We start from the raw sequence: 21,538 nt of genomic DNA on the forward strand, positions 1-21,538 counted from the left end.
ACCATGGCAGAACACAACAACTTCGGGAAAAAAGGAGAAGAACTGGCTACACAACACCTGTTGCAAAACGGGTATCACATCCTCGAACGAAATTACACTTTCGGTAAAGCGGAAATTGATATTATAGCACAAAAAGAGGATATCCTGGCCGTTGTAGAGGTAAAATCGAGGAGCTCTATAGACTTCGGAAATCCCCAGGACGCCGTCAATAAGAAGAAAATACAGTTGCTTGTCAAAGCTATAGACCACTATGTTGTTACAAAAAACATAGATACGGAAGTCCGTTTCGATATCATTACCATTATCAGAAAAGGTAAAAGCCATACCCTGGAACATATGCCGGATGCCTTTTATCACTTTTAGCCCCTAAATTATAGCCCTTTCGCAACAATAAATATCGATTTTTCACAACAGCACATACATAAAAAAACCTACTCCTCCATTTTTTTATTAATTTATTTAAATTACTATTTGTTTTAAATAAAACAATTTGTTAATTTAGCCCCGTAAACCAAAACCATTCAAGATGAAAACCATTTCTTCCGTAGTTGAGAATTACATTAAAACAAAGCCTTTTCTGCAGAGCGCTTTGGCACAGGGCATTATTAACCTGACCTCTTTATCCAGAATTATAGGGCCGGAGATAGAGGAGCAACTGGGAAAAGAGGTAAGAAGCGGGGCTGTTGTGATGGCGCTCAAACGTTTATCCATGGATATGGAATTCCGTGCCACACACAAAATACTGAAAGTGCTTAAGAACATTGGTGAAATTACCGTACGTTCGTCACTCACGGATTATACCTTTCTGCTGTCTGATACCATACTGAACAGCCAGGCCAGCTTACTCAAGGAGGTAAACAAGAACAAAGATGCTTTCTATACATCTTCGAGGGGAGTTAACGAAACCAATATTGTGGTCAGCAATTCGCTTAATTCTATGGTCGAATCTTTGTTCCGTGAGGAAAAAATGACACAGAAAGTAGAAGACCTGGCCTCCATTACCGTCAAACTTCCCGAAGAAAACGTAGTTATCCCCGGTATCTATTACTTTATCTTTCAGCGACTGGCATGGGAAGGAATTATTCTGCACGAAGTAATTTCCACCACCAACGAATTTACGATTATCGTAGGCGAGGGACAAATAGACAAGGCGTTTAAAGTGATCAAGGACCTGAAGAACTTATAGGCATTACAACCGGTTTTGTTATGTCACTAAGTTCCCTTCCGGACAACCTCCTCCCCTTTTTTACCATCAACCCCATCCTTAAATTTTAAAAGGATACCTCACCTGCACTATTTTTTTCGTTTTTGTTTTGTATTTTGCCTGGCAGATTCCGTCTGTTTCCAAAAATGCAAGATCTATGCAATTAGCGCAAGTAAACATCGCCCGTATGAAAGGAGCGATCGATAGCCCCGTGATGTCCGATTTCGTAGCCAACCTGGACCGTATCAATGCCCTCGCCGAAAGCAGTACCGGATTTGTATGGCGACTTAAGGACGACGCCAATAATGCCACCTCCATGAAAATATATGACGATGATTTTATTATCGTAAATATGTCCGTATGGGCAGACATGGATTCGTTGTTCCGCTATGTTTACCATTCGGACCATGTGGAAATATTCAAACGAAAAAAAGAATGGTTTCACAAAATGCACGAAATGCACATGGCCCTTTGGTATGTGGAGGACGGTATGTTCCCTTCGGTGACCGATGCCCGTGAACGCCTGGATCACATCCGGCAACACGGAGAAACACCCTATGCCTTCACCTTTAAAAAGAAGTATTCCCCGACGGATCTTAAAGAATATATTCAAAAATCCGTTTAAAAAAACCTGCAACCTGTAGCTTGTAACCTGAAACAATATCCCCCTCCATCAAGCTTTTCCGGATATTGCCTGTTTCGTTCAATAACTGTATTTTTGCGCATCATTCATCGTTCTAATCAGCTAAAAAGCATTCCGTAAAAACGGTAATATCCGCATATGAAATACGATCACAACGCAATCGAAGCCAAATGGCAGCAGTATTGGAAAGAAAATAAAACTTTCGAAGCGAAAAATCCCGGTTCCGAAGGAGCAGACAAACCCAAATATTACGTGCTGGACATGTTTCCTTATCCGTCCGGCGCGGGACTGCACGTAGGACACCCCCTCGGATATATTGCTTCGGACATTTACGCGCGATATAAACGCCACCGGGGATTTAATGTCTTACATCCTATGGGATATGATTCTTTCGGACTTCCCGCCGAACAGTACGCCATTCAAACCGGGCAGCATCCTGCGCTCACCACAGAAACGAATATCAAACGATACCGGGAGCAACTGGACAAAATCGGGTTTTCTTTTGACTGGAGCCGCGAAGTACGTACGTCCAACCCGGATTACTACCGGTGGACACAATGGATATTCATCCAGCTTTTCAATTCCTGGTACAACAACGATACCGGCAAGGCAGAAGACATCGAAACACTGGTCCGGAAATTCGAAAACAACGGGAATGCCGATGTCAATGCCGTTTGTGACAGTGATACGGAAACCTTTTCTTCCGGGCAATGGCAGGCTTTCACAGACGAAGAAAAACAAAAATTACTATTAAAATACAGGCTGACTTACCTTGCAGAAACCGAAGTAAACTGGTGCCCTGCCCTGGGAACGGTCCTGGCGAACGACGAGATCGTGAACGGCGTTTCCGAAAGAGGCGGCTACCCGGTTATCCGGAAAAAAATGACCCAGTGGAGCATGCGTATCACCGCATATGCCCAACGCCTGCTGGAGGGACTGGACCGTATAGACTGGCCGCAGCCGCTGAAAGATGCACAGACCAACTGGATAGGCCGTTCCGAAGGCGCTGAAGTAAGATTCAAAGTAAAGGGTTCCGATCATGAGATCCCTGTATTTACGACCAGGCCGGATACCATTTTCGGGGTAAGTTTTATGACCCTCGCCCCGGAACACGACCTCGTACCCATAATTACCACTCCCGGGCAGAAAGAAGCCGTAGATGCTTACATTGAAGCAACTGCCAGGCGAAGCGAACGCGATCGTATGTCGGACGTAAAAAGCATTTCCGGGGTTTTTACCGGTGCTTATGCGGAACATCCGTTCACCAAAGAGCCCGTTCCCGTGTGGATAGGCGATTATGTCCTGGCAGGTTACGGTACCGGCGCTGTAATGGCCGTTCCCTGTGGAGATCAGCGCGACTACGATTTTGCAAAGCATTTCGATATTCCTATACCCAATATATTCGAAAATGCGGATATTTCCGAAGCCGCATACAGTGAAAAGAACGGTGCGGTCATCGCCAACTCCGGTTTCCTCAGTGGGTTACCCTATGAAGAAGCTACCAAAAAGGCCATCGCCGAACTTGAGGCCATCAATGCCGGAAAAGGCAGGATAAACTATCGTCTGCGGGATGCCGTGTTCAGCCGTCAGCGTTATTGGGGCGAGCCGTTCCCGGTATATTATGTAAACGGATTACCGCAAATGATCGCCGCGGAACATCTGCCCGTACGACTGCCCGAAGTAGAAAAATACCTCCCTACAGAAACCGGCGAGCCCCCGTTAGGAAATGCCAGAACATGGGCCTGGGATACCGAAAAGAATAAAGTGGTCAGCAACGACCTCATCGATGATAAAACCATTTTCCCCCTGGAACTGAATACCATGCCGGGCTGGGCGGGAAGTTCCTGGTATTTTAACCGTTACATGGACGCCCGTAATGAAGATATATTCGCATCCCGGGAAGCGCTGGATTACTGGAAGGATGTTGACCTCTATATAGGTGGAAGCGAACATGCCACCGGCCACCTGCTGTACTCCCGGTTTTGGCAGAAATTCCAGTTTGACAAAGGACTGCTCCCGGTGGACGAATTCGCCAAAAAACTGATTAACCAGGGCATGATCCTGGGAATGAGCGCTTTTGTTTACCGGGTCAAAGGTTCGAATACCTTCATTTCCAAAAACAGGATAGAAGACCGGGAAACGGAGTCGATACATGCCGACGTCTCATTCGTAAATGCCTCGGAGGAACTGGATGTGGAAGCCTTTAAAAACTGGCGTCCCGAATTCCGCGACGCGGAATTCATACTGGAGGACGGTAAATATATCGTAGGCCGTGAAGTGGAAAAAATGTCCAAATCGAAATACAATGTCGTCAATCCTGATGATATCTGCGAACAATACGGTGCGGATACTCTTCGGATGTACGAAATGTTCCTCGGTCCGCTGGAGCAGGCCAAACCCTGGAACACCGCGGGCATTACCGGCGTCCACGGCTTCCTGAAAAAATTATGGAAACTGTATCATTCCGGGCCGGACAACACCTTTTACATATCGGAAGAACCCGCCTCCGAAGAAAGCCTCAAAACCCTTCACAAAACCATCAGGAAGGTAATAGAGGATATAGAGAATTTCTCCTTTAATACTTCGGTCTCCTCATTTATGATCGCTGTGAACGAATTGACGGCACAGAAATGTAATTCCGGGGACATACTCGGACCTCTTGCCATCATAATCTCTCCTTATGCCCCCCATATCGCAGAGGAATTATGGCAAAAACTGGGACATGAAGAATCGGTAGCTTTTGCTCCTTTTCCCGAATTCGAAGAAAAATACCTGGTGGAAAGCAGCAAGGAATACCCCGTTTCTTTCAACGGGAAAATGCGTTTTAAGCTGGAACTTCCTCTCGATATGGGCAAGGAAGACATGGAAAAAGCTGTAATGGCGCATGAAAAGACACAGGAACAGCTTCAGGGAAGGACCCCGAAAAAGATCATTATCGTACCCGGTAAGATCATTAATATTGTGGGATAACAACGTTTTTCCGGCCCATTTCCTTCTAACATAAGTCGGATATAATTAAATATTTTCAACATACAGGGAGTTTTTTTTCGTACTAACGAAACAACTCCCTTTCTTTTTGCATAAATCTTTGTACGATTATTCTCCTAAATGGTTAATTTTAAGAACTTGTTTCAACTGGATTGATTGTAGCGAAAAATGATGATTTTTGTTCCATATGAAGGCTTTTTTGAGCCGCATAGCCTTAGCTATGGGGTGAAAAAAAGACGAGTATGGGGCAAAAAGGACATTTTTTTAGCCTCCCGATACTTATCGGGATGAATTCAGTTGAAACAAGTTCTAAGTACAAAACACACACATTATGAAAATAGGGGTACCAAAAGAGATCAAGAACAACGAAAACAGGGTCGGTATAACGCCCGCCGGGGTTTTCGAACTGGTAAAGAACCACCACACGGTTTACATTCAAGCCACTGCCGGAGAAGGAAGTGGCTTTTTTGATACCGATTATGAAGCCGTAGGCGCCGTAATACTTTCCACTATCGAGGAAGTGTATGCCAAAAGTGACATGATCGTCAAAGTGAAAGAACCAATTGAAAAAGAGTATCCGCTGGTACGGGAAAACCAGGTGATATTCACTTATTTTCACTTTGCTTCCAGCGAACCCCTTACCCGGGCCATGCTGAAAAGCAATGCCGTTTGTATTGCCTATGAAACCGTAGAGGAAAGCGACGGCAGCCTGCCATTGCTCATCCCCATGTCTGAAGTAGCCGGACGCATGGCTATTCAACAGGGTGCTAAATACCTGGAAAAGCCCATTAAGGGACGGGGAGTGCTCCTTGGCGGAGTTCCCGGCGTACCTCCGGGAAAAGTCCTTGTTCTCGGGGCGGGAACCGTAGGTATACAGGCCGCTAAAATGGCTGCCGGGCTCGGAGCACATGTTACCATCCTGGACATCAATATGAAACGCCTGCGTTACGTAAACGACATTATGCCCAGTCATGTGGTTACTGAATTCTCCAGTGAATACAATATCAGAAAACATATAAAAACCCACGACCTCATCATTGGCGGAGTTCTCATACCCGGCGCCAAAGCGCCCAGTCTCATTACACGCGACATGCTCAGTGAAATGCACCCGGGTACCGTTATCGTGGATGTTGCCGTAGACCAGGGAGGATGTATCGAAACCACCAGGCCTACCACCCATGAGGATCCTACCTACATTATAGATGATGTCGTTCACTATTGCGTAGCCAATATGCCCGGAGCAGTCCCTTACACCTCCACTGTGGCCCTTACCAATGTGACATTGCCTTATGTGCTGCAACTGGCCGACAAAGGCTGGGAAAAGGCCTGTAAAGAACATGCAGCACTAGGCAGAGGAGTAAACATCGTAAACGGGGTGCTCGTATATGAAGGCATAGCCGAAGCTTTCGGATGGGAAGCCGTGGTGTAATGAGGTGGCCTGACAAAAATTCACTGCATCCGGCAGTAAATACTAAAATATTCTTAATAACATACCCGGTCCGTTCTTTTTGGCCGGGTTTTTGTCTTTTATTCCGAAAAGGAGTTTCCGCAGTAACGGAAACAGAAAATTTCGTATTTTTATAAAGTTAAAACGGAGAAAGAATGTTAGGATATTATATCATTATAGGGGGAATCGCTTTAATAAGCTGGTTGGTGAGCAACAAGCTGAAAAGCAAATTCAAATACTATTCGACGGTACATTTGCGCAATGGCATGAGCGGAGCGGAAATTGCCGAAAAAATGCTTGCGGATCACGGTATTCGTGACGTAAAGGTCGTCTCTACTCCCGGGATGCTGACAGACCATTACAACCCCGCAAACAAAACCGTTAACCTCAGTGAAGGTGTGTACAATCAACGTAACGCGTCCGCTGCCGCCGTAGCGGCCCACGAATGCGGACACGCCGTACAGCATGCCAAAGCTTATCAGTGGTTACAGCTACGGTCCAAACTCGTGCCTGTAGTAAGCGTTTCTTCCGGGATGTCCCAGTGGCTTATCATCGGTGGGCTTATTCTTGGTATAGCCAATAGTTTCGGGTTTCTGATAGCCGTAGCCGGACTCGTACTGATGTCACTCGCTACCATTTTCAGCCTGGTAACCCTTCCGGTGGAATACGATGCCAGTAACCGTGCCCTGGCCTGGTTAAAGAACAAAAATATGCTCAGTCCGCAGGAATACAACGGAGCCGAAGATTCCCTCAAATGGGCAGCAAGGACTTACCTGGTAGCTGCTATCGGTTCCCTGGCCATGCTGCTGTATTGGGCCCTTCGTATATTGGGTTCGAGAAATTAAAGAATAATCACATATTTCATACAGAAAACGGCCCGCCTGAGATCTCAGGCGGGTTTTTAGTTAGTGGGTTGACTGAGTTATCATATTTGCGTTTTACACTACTTTACATGGAATGAATCCGCTTTGGAGGGTCCCTTTATAAACCTTCTCCTTCCTCTTCCGCCTACAGTCTGATTAAAATAATCTGAGCTTTCTTAACAAACTGAATAACAATTCGGTAATGCTATTTATTAAAAATAAATAAGTATTTTTATAAAAAAATGTGACCTTTCCGGTACATCATGTGTCTAACCCTAAAAAAGGTTGCTCTTTACCTGCTATGGAGAGAAATCATCAGAGAACGGATGTTGAAAACATCACCGATGAAGAGCTTGTCGCACGGATAGTACAGGTAAACGACACCTATTGGTTCGGGATATTGTATGACAGGTATGCACGCATCGTTTATTATAAGTGCCTCTCCTTTACAAAATCCGTAGAAGAAGCACAGGACTTAACCCATGACATTTTTGTTTTGCTTTTTGCTAAACTGAAAACCTTCAGGGGGCAATCCAGGTTTTCAACATGGCTGTATTCTTTTGTCTATAATTTTTGTGTTAACTATATGCAACGAAACCTGAATAAATACAGGCAGGTATTTGTCCCAACGGAAGACTTTACCAGTGAAATGGCCGAAATAGAAGATGAGGTCATCTTCGAACTAAAAGAAGAGACATTGAAAAATGCCATGGAGGACATTGATCCGGACGATAAAATGATTCTTCTGATGAAATATCAGGATGATTTTTCGGTAAAGGATATAAGCATAACCCTGGAAATAGGAGAAAGTGCTGCCAAAATGCGTCTGAAACGGGCCAAACATCGCCTTATGGAGTTGTACAATAAAATTAATTGAGAAAGCCAGTGGATAATCCTTTCAAAAAAATAATTCATGACGAGGAACTACCCAAGTCCCTTAGAGAAAAGGTAATGGATGACGTTGCCCTGATAAAACTTTCCCTGGACCTGGCCGATCTCGTCGCTGTAAAATATCCGTTGACCGTAAACGAGATATTAAAACTTAAAGACAAACCAAATAAAAAATAGCTTACTCAAACCGGTAAAAGATATGATCATGGAAAATAACCTTGATTTCAATATACTCAGAACACTTTTTGAACAACTTTACGATATACTTCCCAAAATATTATGGGCCGTTTTCTTTATCTTCCTGGGATGGGTAGTTTATAAACTGATTGTACTTTTAATTGGTAGTGTACTAAAATTATCAAAAATCGATAAACTCTCGGCAAAAATCAACGAAGCGGATTTCCTGGAGAAATCTTCTCTTAAAATCGATTTGAGCAGGGTTATACTGTTTTTTGTAAAGTGTTTTGTGATCCTTATCCTGCTTATAATGGGGGCCGATATGCTGGGGCTTACGGCAGTGTCGGATGTTGCCGGTCAATTAATCACATATCTGCCTCGTTTTTTAAGTGGTGTAGTCATATTGGCCATAGGAATTGTAATTGCAACTTTTATTAAAAATACCATACAGGGGATGCTTAGGTCATTCGATATGAGCGGCTCAAAGTTTATAGGTGGACTGGCTTTCTACATCATTTTAATAATAACAGCCATAACAGCCCTTAACCAGATTGGAGTAAACACCAATATCATTACCAATAACATTCTCATTCTCCTGGGGGCATTCCTCGCAGCTTTTACCATTGCGCTAGGATTCGGTTCAAAAGATATTGTATACCGGCTCATACTTGGTTTTTACACCCGTAAAAATTTTGAGGCTGGAATGAGAATTCGCATAGACGGCATTGAGGGAACAATTGTTTTAATTGATAACCTAAGTCTTGTAATAGCCATGGAGGATAAAAAAATAGTGTTCCCCATAAAAAATATTACTAATAGAAACATTGAAATACTTCATGATAATCCGTAGTACCGGACCAAACCGAATTTCTTTTACTATAACCACCGCATATAACTAACTGTATATATGCTTATTAAACAATATTTTATTCCGAAGGTGACTTTTTGCGATGTTCTGTGTCCAAATATATAGAACAGAAGAAGCTTACAGTCCATTAAGACTTTTCAGACTTAAGGCCCGCTTCTTCAAAATTCGAGAGATATGTTTGGATTTAAAAAAAGAGAATTAACAGAAGACGAAAAATACATTAAAGAAATCGTACAGTATTTTTCTGAGAACGACAATGTGAAGAAATTGATTTCTCCGATTTCCGAAGAATACTTTCTTATTGACGATGAGAATCAAATATACATTTGTATCGGAAATGGAAATTTCTCACTTTCCAATCACAAGTTTCTATATGAAAAAGTTTTTAACCTCTCCTTTACCGAAGAGCTTAAGAAACAGATAAGACACAATATGGAAATAGAGATGCAGGCACTGAAAAAATCGTTGTTTAAAAACGAAACCGATCTTTTGGATAAAGTACTTAACATGGCTAACAATGCTAAAAAAGTACAGATTTTAAATCATGATTTTATCGGCGATAAGAAACTTGTGCACGGACAAGCTCAGTAATTTGCAGTTAAGAACAGATTAGTATCGAAAAGGCTGCAGGAGATAAAACTTCCTGCAGCCTTTTTATTTCGGATTTCCCCTCGTTTTATTTCCACACCTGTATCACCAAATGGGAAAAGCAAATGCCGAGGGCCGGACTTCGGGATCCCAACGAACAAATACGGTATTACAAACCCGCCCTTGACTCTCTCCTTCTACCGGGGTATTCAATCACTGCGTAAATAGCCCAAACCGACAATTAACACGTTAAAACCCTTCCAACTCCAAAACTATCAAGACAAAAAAAGAGGTTGCCCGTTAAGACAACCTCAATTATTTGGAAATTAATTTTTACATGTTATTCCTTAATTTTCGGGATACGCTCATCGATAAGCTTAAGAGCTATCCCTTCTGTTCCCATAAGGTCAAACAGGTCCAGCGCTCTTCGCATGGTTTGTTCTTCTTCCATCTGTTCTTTAACGAACCACTGTAAAAAGTTCTCAGTTGCCAGGTCATTTACCTTTCGGCATTTCAGCACAATATTGTGAATGGATTTTGTGATCGCTATTTCCTGTTCCAGTGCGGACTCGAATATGCCTTCGAGGGAATTGAAATCATGAGTAACATCGGCTACTTCCGGAGAAATCGCCATTCCGCCGTTATCATTGATGAACTTGAATATTTTCATCATGTGATCTCTTTCTTCTTTGGATTGCTCATAGAAGAATTCGGCACTGTTTTCCAAAGCGTTGTGATCGCACCAGGAAGCCATAGCCAGATATATGGAAGATGAATGTGCCTCCTTAGCGATCTGCTCGTTTAACAGGTCCATTACATCTACATTTATACTCAATCGTTGTCGTACTAAATCTTTCATCGGTCTGATTTTTTATTTAAGCTGTCCTAAATCTTTTACTTGTCTGGTACAAATTTACAAAAATAACACGTAACTATCTAAAACACAGAGAATTTGTATCCGGTCTAAGACTAAATATAAATAAGGGAAAATAAAAACAGTAGAAAGGTACGCGATGGGCTTTATACCGTAACCAAAGCGTGGAGTTCGGACATGGCAAATATACCCTGTACAAACATTTTAAGATCAAGAACTTCCAGGGTATCCAGTATGAAGAGATGCTCCCTGTTACACAGGGTAAGAATTTCTATGCCGTGACGATTTAACTCGGAATCAAAGTGCGCATCCAGGTCTATTGCCAGTATTTTCTGCCGGAAAGCCAGCAATTGACAAAAAGACATCCTTATCTTCTTATCCTGGATATCCACAAAAAAACAGCGCCCCTTCTCGGGCTGATACGCCGTATAATACCTGGATTTAAATAATATCGTCTCCATTACGGGAGCGAAATTAATTATTATTTAGAATAAATACAAACTAAATTACAGTTTTTATCACAGAAAATTGAAGGTTGCAGGTTGGCCAATGATCACAGGGTAGTTGGGGAACAGTTTTATTAGTAACACTAAACTTCACGGAGCAGGCACAAAGAACCACAAAGTACAACTGCGCTGTGTATCTCTGTGTTTTCTTTGCGTGTCTCTGCGTTACAACTATTTACACTCCTGCAACCTGGAACTTGTAATCTGCCTCCCTTTTACAGCTGTATCTGCCTGTTGATCTGCTGGTTCAGGGAAATAAATGTTTCCGTACGGGAAACGCCTTCAATAGTTTGCACCTTGTCATTGAGTAGGTACATGAGGTGCTCATTGTCTCTACAGAGCATCTTAATAAGTATGCTCCAGTTTCCGGTGGTATAATGGCATTCCAGTACTTCCGGAATCTCATTCAATTGTTTAACCGCCTCCGGGTTTCGCATGGCTTTATCCAGGTAAATACCAATAAAAGCCATGGTGGAATATCCCAGTACTTTCGGGTTTATGACAAACTTGGACCCGGCAATCAGTCCAGAGTCGTCCAGTTTTCGCAACCGCTGGTGAATGGCTGCTCCCGAAATACCGATCTTACGCGCGATCTCCAGAATAGGCTTTCGCGCATCGTTCATGAGGGAACGGAGAATCTCCTTATCTATCCCGTCAATTTCTACCGTTTCATTAATAATCTTCATAGCACAGATATTAAATTGCAATTAAATATACAACATTTGCAACACATTTGTGCTTTAAAAAGGGTATTACATTAACAAATTATAAATATAATAAGGAAATTTTATTTCTTCACCAACAATAAAAAAAGGTAACAGGTCCCTAAGCGTTCTTCCTAACCTGCTACATTATGTGGGTTGTATCCCATATAAGGACCTTGTTTTTCCCGGAACACAACCCCCTGTTTTTCCAATTCCGTTAAAATGGGATCATATACTTCCTTTTTCAAAGGTATTTGTACACCAGGTGTGGTAATTTTCCCTTCGAGTATCTGCAACGCAGCCATGGCGACCGGCAATCCGACGGTTTTGGACATCGACGTAAACTTCCGGTCTTCTCCCGTTACGACCATGCTGGAATCGATCTGGAACTTTTTACCTTCCAGTTCATAGCCAAACTTGTGGTACATTACTATCATGTCCTTATCATCTTCCGCAAGGCTCCAGCTCTCTTCCAGTATCTTTTGAAGGACCTGTGCCGGCGTAGCTTTCGGGAGCTCCACTTTTTTATCCCGGCTGAACAGTCCCAATTCCTCAAGTTTGTTCCACATAATATCATCCTGGTCGATCTTCAGGTAGTGCCGCATCTTCAACTCTACGGAGTCCGTCGGGGAATAGGGTAAAAAAGCATTGACAAAATCGCGATAGCTCATGTTTTCGGAATCTTCCATAACGTAGCTGTCATCGGTCATTCCCAATTGAACGAACATATTCCACGCCCTGGAAAAACCTACTCTTCTCATGGTTCCCCGGTAAAGAGTGAGTACATCCTCAAGTCCGTACGCTTCCCTGTATTTCAGCGAATCCCTGTTGGCATAAGCTTCAAACTTGCCATATCCTTCCACATCCAGGAATTCGGTACGACGGAAAAGCTTGTGGTAAGGGATATACTTGTATGTCCCTTCCTGGATAAACTTCGCTGTTCCCCCCTGCCCTGCAACAACCACATTTCTCGGGTTCCATGTAAATTTATAGTTCCACAGGTTATTATCGCTCTCAGGCGCAACCAATCCTCCGCAGAACGATTCAAAAAGTAGTACTTTCCCGCCACGGTCACGTATACGGTCTATAACATGCATGGCGCTCATATGATCTATGCCCGGGTCCAGGCCTATCTCGTTCATAAACACAAGTCCTTTCTTCTTTACTTCCGCATCAAGCGCCTGCATTTCATCGCTTACATAAGACGCCGTAACCATGTGCTTCCCGAAAGCAATACAGTCTTTGGCTACTTCCACATGGAGCCTGGCAGGCAACATGGATATGACCAGGTCCGACGCTTTCACCGCTTCTTCCCGCTGTTTCTTGTCGAAAATATCCAGGCGGATACCATTTATATCATTATAGGTCATTTTCAGCCTTTCCAGGTTATCCGCATTAATATCCCCTACGGTTATGCGTATACCCTTTTTCCGTGACTCTTTTGACAGGTAATCGATAAGATATGATGTAGATTTTCCCACTCCGACGATCAAGATGTTTTCCATAATACTTTTCTGATGTATTTTTGTATTGGTTTAAACTACCGTTATTAATTTTTATAACACGAATGTAGTAAATTGTTATATTTATAAAAAATTGTAGCGGGATAAGTTGGTTTTACCATCAACTTTTCTCCTGAATAAACACTATATGAAAAAGACTATTCTTCTCACTGCAACGATTTTAGGGTTCATTGCCATTATACTGGGGGCTTTCGGGGCCCATGCCTTAAAATCCGCCATCGGGACCGATGCTATTTCTACCTTTGAAACGGGGGTTAAATATCAAATGTACCACGCCCTGTTCCTGTTACTGATTGGTAACCTGTCCGCGCTATCCGAAAAGGCCCTGAAAACTATTTACTCGCTGGTGACGGTCGGAGTTATTCTTTTCTCCGGTTCCATATACGGGCTCGCAACCAATGACCTCACCTCTTTTGACTTTAAGACGATCGGAATTATCACCCCTATAGGAGGAACACTTCTCATCATAGCCTGGGGAGTTTTATTTTTTAACTTTCTTAGGCTAAAAACCAAATAAATATAACACTATAACGATTTCGTTTGGATTAATTTTTACTTTTGTAGTGTAAAAACACACACACTAACTATTTTGTAATGATTAACAACACACTGAACACTAAAACGATTTCGTTAGAGGCGTACGGCATTAAAGATGCCAGGGTTCGTTATCAGCTTTCTCCGCAAAAGTTGCATGAGATCACCATTAGTAAAGGGCAGGGTAAAGAAGCTTCTTCCGGGGCTCTTGCCATCAACACCGGTGAATTTACCGGGAGGTCCCCGAAAGATCGTTTTATCGTAAAAGACGATATTACGAAAGACAAAGTATGGTGGGGCGATATTAATATTCCGTTTGACGAGGAAGCCTTCGATCGGTTGTACCGGAAGGTGACAGGATATCTTTCCGGAAAAGAGGTTTACGCCCGGGATTGTTACGCCTGTGCAGACCCCGATTACCGCACAAATATCCGTGTTATAACGGAATACTCCTGGAGCAACCTCTTTGCTTACAATATGTTCCTCCGCCCTACGCAGGACGAACTGGAAAATTTTGAAGCGGAATGGACCGTTATTAATGCGCCGGGCTTTCATGCAAACCCATCGGAAGACGGTACCAGACAGCACAATTTCGCCATTCTCAGCTTTTCCAGAAAAATAGTCCTTATCGGTGGTACCGGCTACACGGGTGAGATCAAAAAAGGGATTTTTTCCGCGCTCAATTTCGAATTGCCCGTATTTAAGGATACCCTGCCGATGCATTGTAGTGCCAATGTGGGTAAAGACAACCGTACGGCCATTTTCTTCGGCCTTTCCGGTACCGGAAAAACCACCTTATCCGCCGATCCGCAACGCAGACTTATAGGTGATGACGAGCACGGTTGGACCGCGGAAAACTCCGTATTCAACTTTGAAGGTGGATGCTATGCCAAGGTAATTAACCTTAAGGAAGAGAACGAACCGGACATATACCGGGCCATCAAAAAAGGTGCTTTGCTCGAAAATGTTATTCTCAACAACAGGGGTGAAGTCGACTTTGACGATATCTCCATCACTCAAAACACCAGGGTAAGTTACCCGATTAACCATATACAAAACATCCGGGAACCCTCTATCGGGTATAATCCCGGAAATATATTTTTCCTTACGGCAGATGCTTTTGGCGTTCTGCCTCCTATTTCCAGGCTAACACCGGGTCAGGCGGCATATCATTTCATATCCGGTTACACCGCTAAAGTAGCAGGTACCGAAGCGGGTATCGATGAACCCGTACCTTCCTTCTCAGCATGCTTCGGAGCTCCTTTTATGCCTTTGCATCCCACCGAATATGCGGAGATGCTCAGTGCTAAAATGAAAGAGGCCGGGGTAAATGTATGGCTGGTAAATACCGGATGGACCGGCGGACCTTACGGCTTAGGGTCGCGTATGAAACTGCGCTATACCAGGGCTATGATATCTGCCGCCCTTAACGGGCTCCTGGAAAAAGTGGCTTTTGAGAAACATCCAGTGTTCGGCCTGGCAGTACCGCAATCGTGCCCGGAAGTACCTTCAGAAGTGCTCAATCCGAGAAATACCTGGAAAGACATGACTGCCTACGACAAACAGACAGAAGCACTTTCCATGGCCTTTAAAAACAATTTCTCCAGGTTTGAGGCTCATGCCAGTGAAGAGATTATGAGTGGCGCTCCTCTTTAGGCTACCGTACTTGTACAAAAACAAAAACCCCCGACAGCAACCGGGGGTTTTTAGTTAATCTTTTAACGTATTTCTCTATTTCTTATTGGCCTCCAGGATATATTTTTCCAATGCCATAGTCATTGAAGGTGTTTCCGGTGTCGGGGCTTGTATATCTATACGAAGTCCTGCATCGTTTGCAGCATTTACCGTTGTATTGCCGAATACGGCTATCCGGGTATCGTTCTGCTTAAAGTCCGGGAAATTCTTAAAAAGTGACTCTATCCCCGAAGGACTAAAGAACACCAGGATGTCATAATAAACATCTCTCAGGTCTGAGAGGTCACTGATCACAGTCTTGTAAAGAATCGCCCTTTTCCAGTCTATTCCCAGCTTGTCCAGGCTTTCCGGTACGTCCGTCTTCAACACGTCCGAAGAAGGCAGTAAAAACTTCTCATCCTTATACTTCTTCATCATTGGCGCCAGATCCTGGAAAGTACGTTTCCCCACATAGATCTTACGTTTCCGGTAAACTACATATTTCTGCAGGTAATAAGCCACGGCTTCGGACTGGCAAAAATACTTCATCGTATCCGGTACTTTAAAACGCATTTCCTCGGCAATCCGGAAAAAGTGGTCTACGGAATTCCTACTAGTGAGAATAATAGCAGTAAACTTGGTTAAATCTATTTTTTGCTGCCTTACTTCCTTTGCATTAACTCCCTCGACATGAATAAAAGGCCTGAAGTCTATTTTTACTTTTTGCTTTTCTACAAGCTGTAAATATGGTGAATTTTCTACTTTAGGTTCCGGCTGGGAAACCAAGATTGTTTTCACTTTCATATTAACCATTTGTTTGATTTCCTTAACTGAAAAATGCCACTCGGGCAATAATCAAATAAGGTGCTATTTCCAGTGCGCAAAGATACAAAATAAAATAAAACAACTTCTTAAACAGAAATTTTTGATGTTTTTTAAACATCCTGCCCCATGCAATGACATTTAACAAAAGAAACAGGGCAATTGTTACAAATAAGACAACCTTCTTATTCATAGGGTTATAAATAAGCAGTGCCATGAAAGGTAGTAATATAATGGATACCAGGTTTCTGTACGTCAGCTTGTAAAAATTGTACTGTTCGAGAAAGTAATTCAGATCAAAGATCGTGGCGATGATCTTTTCCAGGTAAAACTTGAACAGCACAAACAACCCCAGCCCTGTTATAATTAACAATAAGTTGATATTGCCGGGAACAAAGTCCAGATACTCCAGGGTAAGTTTCAGGAGCATACCAAAGACAACCAACTGCACGATAAAAAGTAGGATATTGAACCTGTTAACGCTGGGTTCCTGTTCTTTACCGTATAATTTTAAATATTTATCCGAAAAAAAGGTTTCCAGAAAACGCTGGAACTTTATCTCATGGGTGATTTTGGCAAAAGTGATCAGGGCAATACAACCGATGAGCAAAATAGTCTCCACAGTGTATTGGTCAACCTCCCTGTACAGTATTTCCATATCCATGATAGCTGCTTTTATCGATTAAGCGACACCTTACTCATTTTCTATCGGTACTATTTCCCCCTGAAAACCTGACGGATATCCGTATTCGGATACGGACATCCTGAAAAATACGCCTTTGTTCAATTTCCGGATACTGTCCATTCCGGCACTGAGGTGTATAGTGCTCTCCGGGCTCAGCACTCTGGTCTTTCCGGTGTTATTGCCAAGGGAAATATTTATCGTATCCATAATATGCCTTTTTTCATTGAGCACAAGTCCGTAAAACTCCAGGTCTTCGAATGGCACGCCCTCGTTATACGGGTTTATCAGGGTCAGGGAAAGAGAGTCTTTTCCCCGAACCACTCGTTTATTATCCACCCGGCATATTAGTTTGCGGAAAGATCTGAAATCTTTTATAAACTTCCCTCTCCATATATGTCCTTTCCCCTTGCCGATACGCACCTTTATGACAGAATCATAATCTTTACGCTCTGTAATATATGCCACTTTCTTATGCCGGAATTTATATTCGGCACTATCAATATCATACTGATTTTGCCTGTTTTTTACACTGTTCAGCGAATATACCGGTACCCGCGAATAAAAGCCATACATACTGGCACTGCGGTAAGAATCTTCAAAAACGACGGGCAGGCCTCCTGTTTTTTCATAAAGTTTCTGTACCCATTTTTTGTTTCCATGGCTTTCGTATTTTATAGGAGAGATGTTTTCATTGACCAGTATAACCCGGGCCATAGACAACACTACCAGGGAAATAATACTTGTAATTCGCAACCATTTTCTGAATCCCGGCCGGTCCAACGCATACCGGAAAGCGAAAATAATCAAGGGTAAAACCGTGAGAAGCGGCCATTGTGCCTGTGTTTTCCGGTTAAAGGAAGACAGGAAGAAAAATCCGATAATCCCCCAGGCCGTAAAAACAAGCGCCCTGTCGAAAACATGGTTTTTCAAATAACCGAAGCGGGTAAACTTATACAGTGCCCAGTATATCAAAGGAAAAGAAAAACCGAGGACCACCAGTACATTCGTCAGGTAATTCAACGTGTATTTAACCTTATAATAACTGTTTGCCCTGCCGGACAAATGGTACTTTAACGGGGCATAGTCCATTTCGTTCAGCCAGTAAAAATGCGGAATATAAAGCATAAGGGCAAAAACCGCTGCCATCCAGAAACGAGATCTCAGGAGGATTTTCGGATTGGACAAGATAACAAAACCGATAAGAAGGATCGCGTGGTATTTACTGTACATCATCGCCGCCATGGAAAAGCCCAGCGCAAGTATCATCCATATGCCCGGGCGCTGCAGGAACTTTTTGTATGTGTACAGGAATAAGGCCCCGAAAAACAACAAGGGCGTATCCGGAAGCATAAAAAAACCATACGCGTTAAACAGGGCTACGGAAGCAGACAGCAATATAAATATCCATATATGGTCATATTTCCTGCGGTCGTCTATAAGTTTCCACAACAGGAAGATGGTTCCGGAAAACAGGAACGGTGCAAAAAAACGCACCCCCAGTTCATTGTCGAATAACGCTGTTCCTACAGCCGCAAAAAATGCAACCATCGGCGGATGATCGAAATACCCCCAAGCGAGATCCTGAGAGAAATACCAGTAATAAGCCTCGTCATATATCAGTTGGGTCGTCCCGCTCTGGACCAGATTTACCAGGGTCAATACTCCTAAAAAAAGCAGTAATAATTGTTCTTTTCTTTGCGCAACACTCATACTTCCGAAAAATTTCAAGCAAAAATACTTAATAATATATGAGAATAATACACTATTTTAGCCTTAAAACAGTTCTGTATATCAAATATTCTCCAGCCATAATAGTTAAAAACGAAGGAAATTCTATTTTTGCATCTTAGTTAAAAAATTTATGCGAACCGACGGCCTGGTGATTATCCCCACATATAACGAAATTGAGAACATAGAAGCCATTATCAGAGAAGTTTTTTTGTTAAAAAAAGATTTTCATATCCTGATCGTGGACGATAATTCACCGGACGGCACTTCGGCAAAAGTCAGAGCATTGCAACAAGAGTTTTCCGAACGCCTTTTTCTGGAGGAACGAAAAGAAAAATCCGGACTGGGAACGGCATATATCCATGGCTTTAAGTGGGCTCTGCACAGAGGATATCCTTACATCTTTGAAATGGATGCCGATTTTTCCCACAATCCCCGCGACCTGGTGCGCCTGTTCAATGCTTGTTCTCTTCACGGGGCCGATGTTGCCATAGGTTCCAGGTATGTAAAAGGAGTTAATGTAGTGAACTGGCCCATGAAACGGGTACTCCTCTCTTACGGGGCTTCCTTCTATGTGAAAATTATCACAGGCATGCGTATACACGACCCTACGGCAGGTTTTATCTGTTACAAAAAAGAGGTCATCGAAAGCATTCCCCTCGACAATATACGTTTCGTAGGTTATGCTTTCCAGATAGAAATGAAGTTTCGTGCCTTCCTGAAAAAATTCCATATCGTAGAAGTACCTATTATCTTTAAAGACCGGGAAAAAGGCAATTCAAAGATGAGTGGCAAGATCATTAATGAAGCCGTTCTTGGAGTATTGACCATGAAATTCCGGAGCCTGTTCAACAGGGAAGGGTTTTAAAAAGCACACGGAAATTTTAACAATATATAAGCCATTAATACACTGATATTCCATAACTTTTTATTGGTGAATTAAAGGCCGGGCAAAAACAATACGCTTATAAAAGCACAGTCGCTTCCGGACCATTATTCGAAAGCCTGTAAAAAGAAGCACCATGAAAACACTGATAAAGAACGCCACCGCAGTAAATGAATTCCGGAAATTCGAAACGGATATATTAATCGAAGACGAGATCATTACCAGGATCGATAAAAATATCTCTGCTACAGATTGTACGGTGATCGATGCAGAAGGAAAATACCTCCTTCCCGGCGCTATAGATGACCAGGTGCATTTCCGGGAACCGGGACTTACTCACAAGGCAACCATAGAAACCGAAAGCAGGGCAGCCATTGCGGGAGGGATAACCTCTTTCATAGAAATGCCAAATACCAATCCGCAAACCACGACCATAGAAAAGCTTGAAGAAAAGTTCGGGATAGCGGCCAATACCTCTTCCGCCAATTACTCGTTTATGTTTGGCGGCACCAATGACAACCTGGAACAAATACTTCGGGTTGACCCGAAATCATGTGCAGGACTGAAGCTTTTCCTGGGGTCTTCCACCGGGAACATGTTAGTGGATGACGAAAAGGTACTGGAAAATATCTTTTCCAAAACCGACCTGCTGATCTCTGCTCATTGCGAAGACGAGACGACTATAAGACACAACCTGGAGAAATACAAAACCATGTATGGCGATGATATTCCCATAAAATACCATCCCGCCATACGCAGTGAAGAAGCCTGTTACCTGTCTTCTTCCCGTGCTGTTGCCCTCGCTGAAAAAACCGGGGCCAGGTTGCATGTTTTTCACCTTTCCACAGCCAGAGAGACCGACCTTTTCCGCAATGATATTCCGCTGCGTGAGAAGAAGATCACTGCCGAGGTGTGTATACACCACCTCTGGTTTTGCGATGACGATTACGACAGAAAAGGGACCTTTATCAAATGGAATCCTGCTGTAAAAACACCTGCGGACCGCAAAGGCTTATGGCAGGCATTGCTGGACGATCGTATAGATGTTATCGCAACCGACCACGCACCTCATACCCTCGAAGAAAAGCAAAATATTTATACTCATGCACCCTCCGGAGGTCCGTTGGTGCAACACGCCATGGTTGCCATGCTGGAAGCCTATCACAAAGGGAAGATTTCCCTGGAAAAGATGGTAGAAAAAATGAGCCACAACCCGGCTATACTCTTCCGCATAAAGCAAAGAGGATTTATCCGCGAAGGATATTTCGCAGACCTGGTCCTGGCAGACCTCAACAGCCCTCAAACCGTAAGCAGGGACAATGTTTTATATAAATGCGGCTGGTCTCCTTTTGAAGGGACTACCTTTCAATCGGCAATAACCCATACCTTTGTAAACGGTAACCTGGCGTATAACAACGGGGAATTCTCCGCATACCGGAATGTAAAGCGGCTGGAGTTCAATCGTTAGAAACAGAAAAAAAATGAACATAAAGCATGTATTCATCCTTACGGGCATCCTGTTGAGCATTGCTTCCTGCAAGCAAAAACCCGTGGAAAAACCGGAAAATCTCATCCCGAAAAACCAAATGACGGATATACTGCTGGATGTTGCCCTGGTTAACGCCGCCCGGGGCATCGGCACGGATGTGCTCAAAGAAAACAATATAGTTCCCGACACCTATATTTACCAAAAACACCAGGTAGACAGTCTTCAGTTTGCGGAAAGCAATACGTATTACGCTTCAAGGCCTTCGGATTATGCAGCCATGTATAAAGAAGTGGAAAACAGGCTGAAGGAAATGAAAGAGGCACAGGACAAAGCCCGGGAAGAAGAAAGGAAAACCGGGAATCAGTCGAAAACAAACCAGGTAAAAGGAGAAGAAGCACAATAAAAAAAGCGTCGCAGGAAACAACTGCCACGCTTTTTGTCTGT

Annotated in this window: 22 protein-coding genes; 15 read left to right on the top strand and 7 right to left on the bottom strand. The window is 43.2% G+C overall.

Translation table 11 applies throughout. From position 1 onward, the window contains the following. The first annotated feature begins 3 nt into the window (after positions 1-3). The 10 genes from ACVBDY_RS06195 (at position 4) to ACVBDY_RS06240 (ending at position 9,672) form a co-directional block, all read left to right on the top strand. Positions 4-363 (top strand): YraN family protein, encoded by a 360-nt coding sequence (locus tag ACVBDY_RS06195; protein ID WP_447174596.1) that lies wholly within the window; start codon positions 4-6, stop codon positions 361-363. Between the two features lie 163 nt (positions 364-526). Continuing rightward, positions 527-1,186 carry an aspartate kinase gene (locus ACVBDY_RS06200; RefSeq protein WP_447174597.1) on the top strand — a complete coding sequence of 220 codons (660 nt, stop codon included), beginning with the start codon at positions 527-529 and terminating at the stop codon, positions 1,184-1,186. 175 nt (positions 1,187-1,361) lie between these two features. Next, positions 1,362-1,829: a DUF3291 domain-containing protein gene (locus ACVBDY_RS06205; RefSeq protein ID WP_447174598.1), complete on the top strand. Its 468-nt coding sequence runs from the start codon at positions 1,362-1,364 to the stop codon at positions 1,827-1,829. A 156-nt stretch (positions 1,830-1,985) separates the two neighbouring features. Then, positions 1,986-4,817, top strand: coding sequence for a leucine--tRNA ligase (gene leuS / locus ACVBDY_RS06210; protein WP_447174599.1), 2,832 nt, complete (start codon positions 1,986-1,988; stop codon positions 4,815-4,817). A 349-nt stretch (positions 4,818-5,166) separates the two neighbouring features. After that, on the top strand, positions 5,167-6,264 hold the full coding sequence (gene ald, locus ACVBDY_RS06215) for an alanine dehydrogenase (protein WP_447174600.1): 1,098 nt from the start codon (positions 5,167-5,169) through the stop codon (positions 6,262-6,264). 173 nt (positions 6,265-6,437) lie between these two features. Then, a complete protein-coding gene (locus ACVBDY_RS06220) occupies positions 6,438-7,127 on the top strand; it encodes a zinc metallopeptidase (RefSeq protein WP_447174601.1) in 690 nt (229 codons plus the stop codon). A 262-nt stretch (positions 7,128-7,389) separates the two neighbouring features. Next, the gene (locus ACVBDY_RS06225) at positions 7,390-8,022 is read left to right on the top strand and encodes an RNA polymerase sigma factor (protein WP_447174602.1); all 633 of its coding nucleotides are present in this window, start codon (positions 7,390-7,392) and stop codon (positions 8,020-8,022) included. Continuing rightward, a complete protein-coding gene (locus ACVBDY_RS06230; protein ID WP_447174603.1) occupies positions 8,019-8,213 on the top strand; it encodes a hypothetical protein in 195 nt (64 codons plus the stop codon). Before ACVBDY_RS06225 ends, ACVBDY_RS06230 begins: the two co-directional genes overlap by 4 nt. A 28-nt stretch (positions 8,214-8,241) precedes the next feature. Then, a complete protein-coding gene (locus tag ACVBDY_RS06235; RefSeq protein WP_447174604.1) occupies positions 8,242-9,063 on the top strand; it encodes a mechanosensitive ion channel family protein in 822 nt (273 codons plus the stop codon). A gap of 192 nt (positions 9,064-9,255) precedes the next feature. Then, positions 9,256-9,672 (top strand): hypothetical protein, encoded by a 417-nt coding sequence (locus tag ACVBDY_RS06240; protein WP_447174605.1) that lies wholly within the window; start codon positions 9,256-9,258, stop codon positions 9,670-9,672. 337 nt (positions 9,673-10,009) lie between these two features. Here the strand turns inward: ACVBDY_RS06240 and ACVBDY_RS06245 are convergent, their stop codons facing one another. The 4 genes from ACVBDY_RS06245 to ACVBDY_RS06260 all read right to left on the bottom strand — a co-directional run bounded on the left by ACVBDY_RS06245 (position 10,010) and on the right by ACVBDY_RS06260 (position 13,258). Continuing rightward, the gene (locus ACVBDY_RS06245; protein WP_447174606.1) at positions 10,010-10,528 is read right to left on the bottom strand and encodes a ferritin; all 519 of its coding nucleotides are present in this window, start codon (positions 10,526-10,528) and stop codon (positions 10,010-10,012) included. A gap of 161 nt (positions 10,529-10,689) precedes the next feature. Beyond that, positions 10,690-11,004, bottom strand: coding sequence for a hypothetical protein (locus ACVBDY_RS06250; RefSeq protein ID WP_447174607.1), 315 nt, complete (start codon positions 11,002-11,004; stop codon positions 10,690-10,692). A gap of 260 nt (positions 11,005-11,264) precedes the next feature. After that, positions 11,265-11,735, bottom strand: coding sequence for an Lrp/AsnC ligand binding domain-containing protein (locus tag ACVBDY_RS06255; protein WP_447174608.1), 471 nt, complete (start codon positions 11,733-11,735; stop codon positions 11,265-11,267). 152 nt (positions 11,736-11,887) lie between these two features. Next, on the bottom strand, positions 11,888-13,258 hold the full coding sequence (locus ACVBDY_RS06260) for a saccharopine dehydrogenase family protein (RefSeq protein WP_447174609.1): 1,371 nt from the start codon (positions 13,256-13,258) through the stop codon (positions 11,888-11,890). Between the two features lie 145 nt (positions 13,259-13,403). Between ACVBDY_RS06260 and ACVBDY_RS06265 the strand changes: the two genes are divergently transcribed. Together ACVBDY_RS06265 and pckA are read left to right on the top strand one after the other, a co-directional pair. Then, on the top strand, positions 13,404-13,793 hold the full coding sequence (locus ACVBDY_RS06265; protein ID WP_447174610.1) for a DUF423 domain-containing protein: 390 nt from the start codon (positions 13,404-13,406) through the stop codon (positions 13,791-13,793). Positions 13,794-13,870: 77 nt separating this feature from the next. Continuing rightward, positions 13,871-15,466, top strand: coding sequence for a phosphoenolpyruvate carboxykinase (ATP) (gene pckA, locus ACVBDY_RS06270; RefSeq protein WP_447174611.1), 1,596 nt, complete (start codon positions 13,871-13,873; stop codon positions 15,464-15,466). Between the two features lie 75 nt (positions 15,467-15,541). Here pckA and ACVBDY_RS06275 read toward each other — a convergent pair whose 3' ends face one another. Genes ACVBDY_RS06275 through ACVBDY_RS06285 form a run of 3 tightly spaced genes read right to left on the bottom strand, consistent with a single transcriptional unit; the run spans position 15,542 to position 18,701 of the window. After that, the gene (locus ACVBDY_RS06275; protein ID WP_447174612.1) at positions 15,542-16,288 is read right to left on the bottom strand and encodes a uroporphyrinogen-III synthase; all 747 of its coding nucleotides are present in this window, start codon (positions 16,286-16,288) and stop codon (positions 15,542-15,544) included. 22 nt (positions 16,289-16,310) lie between these two features. Continuing rightward, positions 16,311-16,970, bottom strand: coding sequence for a DUF4271 domain-containing protein (locus ACVBDY_RS06280; protein WP_447174613.1), 660 nt, complete (start codon positions 16,968-16,970; stop codon positions 16,311-16,313). Positions 16,971-17,000: 30 nt separating this feature from the next. Next, entirely contained in the window at positions 17,001-18,701 is a 1,701-nt protein-coding gene (locus ACVBDY_RS06285) for an ArnT family glycosyltransferase (RefSeq protein ID WP_447174614.1), read from the bottom strand. 151 nt (positions 18,702-18,852) lie between these two features. On the opposite strand from ACVBDY_RS06285, the gene ACVBDY_RS06290 reads away from it, so the two are divergent. The 3 genes from ACVBDY_RS06290 to ACVBDY_RS06300 all read left to right on the top strand — a co-directional run bounded on the left by ACVBDY_RS06290 (position 18,853) and on the right by ACVBDY_RS06300 (position 21,497). Further along, entirely contained in the window at positions 18,853-19,587 is a 735-nt protein-coding gene (locus ACVBDY_RS06290) for a polyprenol monophosphomannose synthase (RefSeq protein ID WP_447174615.1), read from the top strand. A 154-nt stretch (positions 19,588-19,741) separates the two neighbouring features. Continuing rightward, positions 19,742-21,073, top strand: a complete 1,332-nt coding sequence (locus ACVBDY_RS06295; protein WP_447174616.1) for a dihydroorotase — start codon at positions 19,742-19,744, stop codon at positions 21,071-21,073. Positions 21,074-21,086: 13 nt separating this feature from the next. Then, entirely contained in the window at positions 21,087-21,497 is a 411-nt protein-coding gene (locus ACVBDY_RS06300; protein ID WP_447174617.1) for a DUF4296 domain-containing protein, read from the top strand. Positions 21,498-21,538: the final 41 nt, after the last annotated feature.

It is taken from the genome of Sinomicrobium halophytocola (assembly GCF_052983395.1).

Bases quoted from the DNA above. Each gene is read 5' to 3' on its own strand.
- ACVBDY_RS06195 (WP_447174596.1), top strand. From the start codon at position 4: ATGGCAGAACACAACAACTTCGGGAAAAAAGGAGAAGAACTGGCTACA.
- ACVBDY_RS06200 (WP_447174597.1), top strand. From the start codon at position 527: ATGAAAACCATTTCTTCCGTAGTTGAGAATTACATTAAAACAAAGCCT.
- ACVBDY_RS06205 (WP_447174598.1), top strand. From the start codon at position 1,362: ATGCAATTAGCGCAAGTAAACATCGCCCGTATGAAAGGAGCGATCGAT.
- leuS (WP_447174599.1), top strand. From the start codon at position 1,986: ATGAAATACGATCACAACGCAATCGAAGCCAAATGGCAGCAGTATTGG.
- ald (WP_447174600.1), top strand. From the start codon at position 5,167: ATGAAAATAGGGGTACCAAAAGAGATCAAGAACAACGAAAACAGGGTC.
- ACVBDY_RS06220 (WP_447174601.1), top strand. From the start codon at position 6,438: ATGTTAGGATATTATATCATTATAGGGGGAATCGCTTTAATAAGCTGG.
- ACVBDY_RS06235 (WP_447174604.1), top strand. From the start codon at position 8,242: ATGGAAAATAACCTTGATTTCAATATACTCAGAACACTTTTTGAACAA.
- ACVBDY_RS06240 (WP_447174605.1), top strand. From the start codon at position 9,256: ATGTTTGGATTTAAAAAAAGAGAATTAACAGAAGACGAAAAATACATT.
- ACVBDY_RS06245 (WP_447174606.1), bottom strand. From the start codon at position 10,528: ATGAAAGATTTAGTACGACAACGATTGAGTATAAATGTAGATGTAATG.
- ACVBDY_RS06250 (WP_447174607.1), bottom strand. From the start codon at position 11,004: ATGGAGACGATATTATTTAAATCCAGGTATTATACGGCGTATCAGCCC.
- ACVBDY_RS06255 (WP_447174608.1), bottom strand. From the start codon at position 11,735: ATGAAGATTATTAATGAAACGGTAGAAATTGACGGGATAGATAAGGAG.
- ACVBDY_RS06260 (WP_447174609.1), bottom strand. From the start codon at position 13,258: ATGGAAAACATCTTGATCGTCGGAGTGGGAAAATCTACATCATATCTT.
- ACVBDY_RS06265 (WP_447174610.1), top strand. From the start codon at position 13,404: ATGAAAAAGACTATTCTTCTCACTGCAACGATTTTAGGGTTCATTGCC.
- pckA (WP_447174611.1), top strand. From the start codon at position 13,871: ATGATTAACAACACACTGAACACTAAAACGATTTCGTTAGAGGCGTAC.
- ACVBDY_RS06275 (WP_447174612.1), bottom strand. From the start codon at position 16,288: ATGAAAGTGAAAACAATCTTGGTTTCCCAGCCGGAACCTAAAGTAGAA.
- ACVBDY_RS06280 (WP_447174613.1), bottom strand. From the start codon at position 16,970: ATGGATATGGAAATACTGTACAGGGAGGTTGACCAATACACTGTGGAG.
- ACVBDY_RS06285 (WP_447174614.1), bottom strand. From the start codon at position 18,701: ATGAGTGTTGCGCAAAGAAAAGAACAATTATTACTGCTTTTTTTAGGA.
- ACVBDY_RS06290 (WP_447174615.1), top strand. From the start codon at position 18,853: ATGCGAACCGACGGCCTGGTGATTATCCCCACATATAACGAAATTGAG.
- ACVBDY_RS06295 (WP_447174616.1), top strand. From the start codon at position 19,742: ATGAAAACACTGATAAAGAACGCCACCGCAGTAAATGAATTCCGGAAA.
- ACVBDY_RS06300 (WP_447174617.1), top strand. From the start codon at position 21,087: ATGAACATAAAGCATGTATTCATCCTTACGGGCATCCTGTTGAGCATT.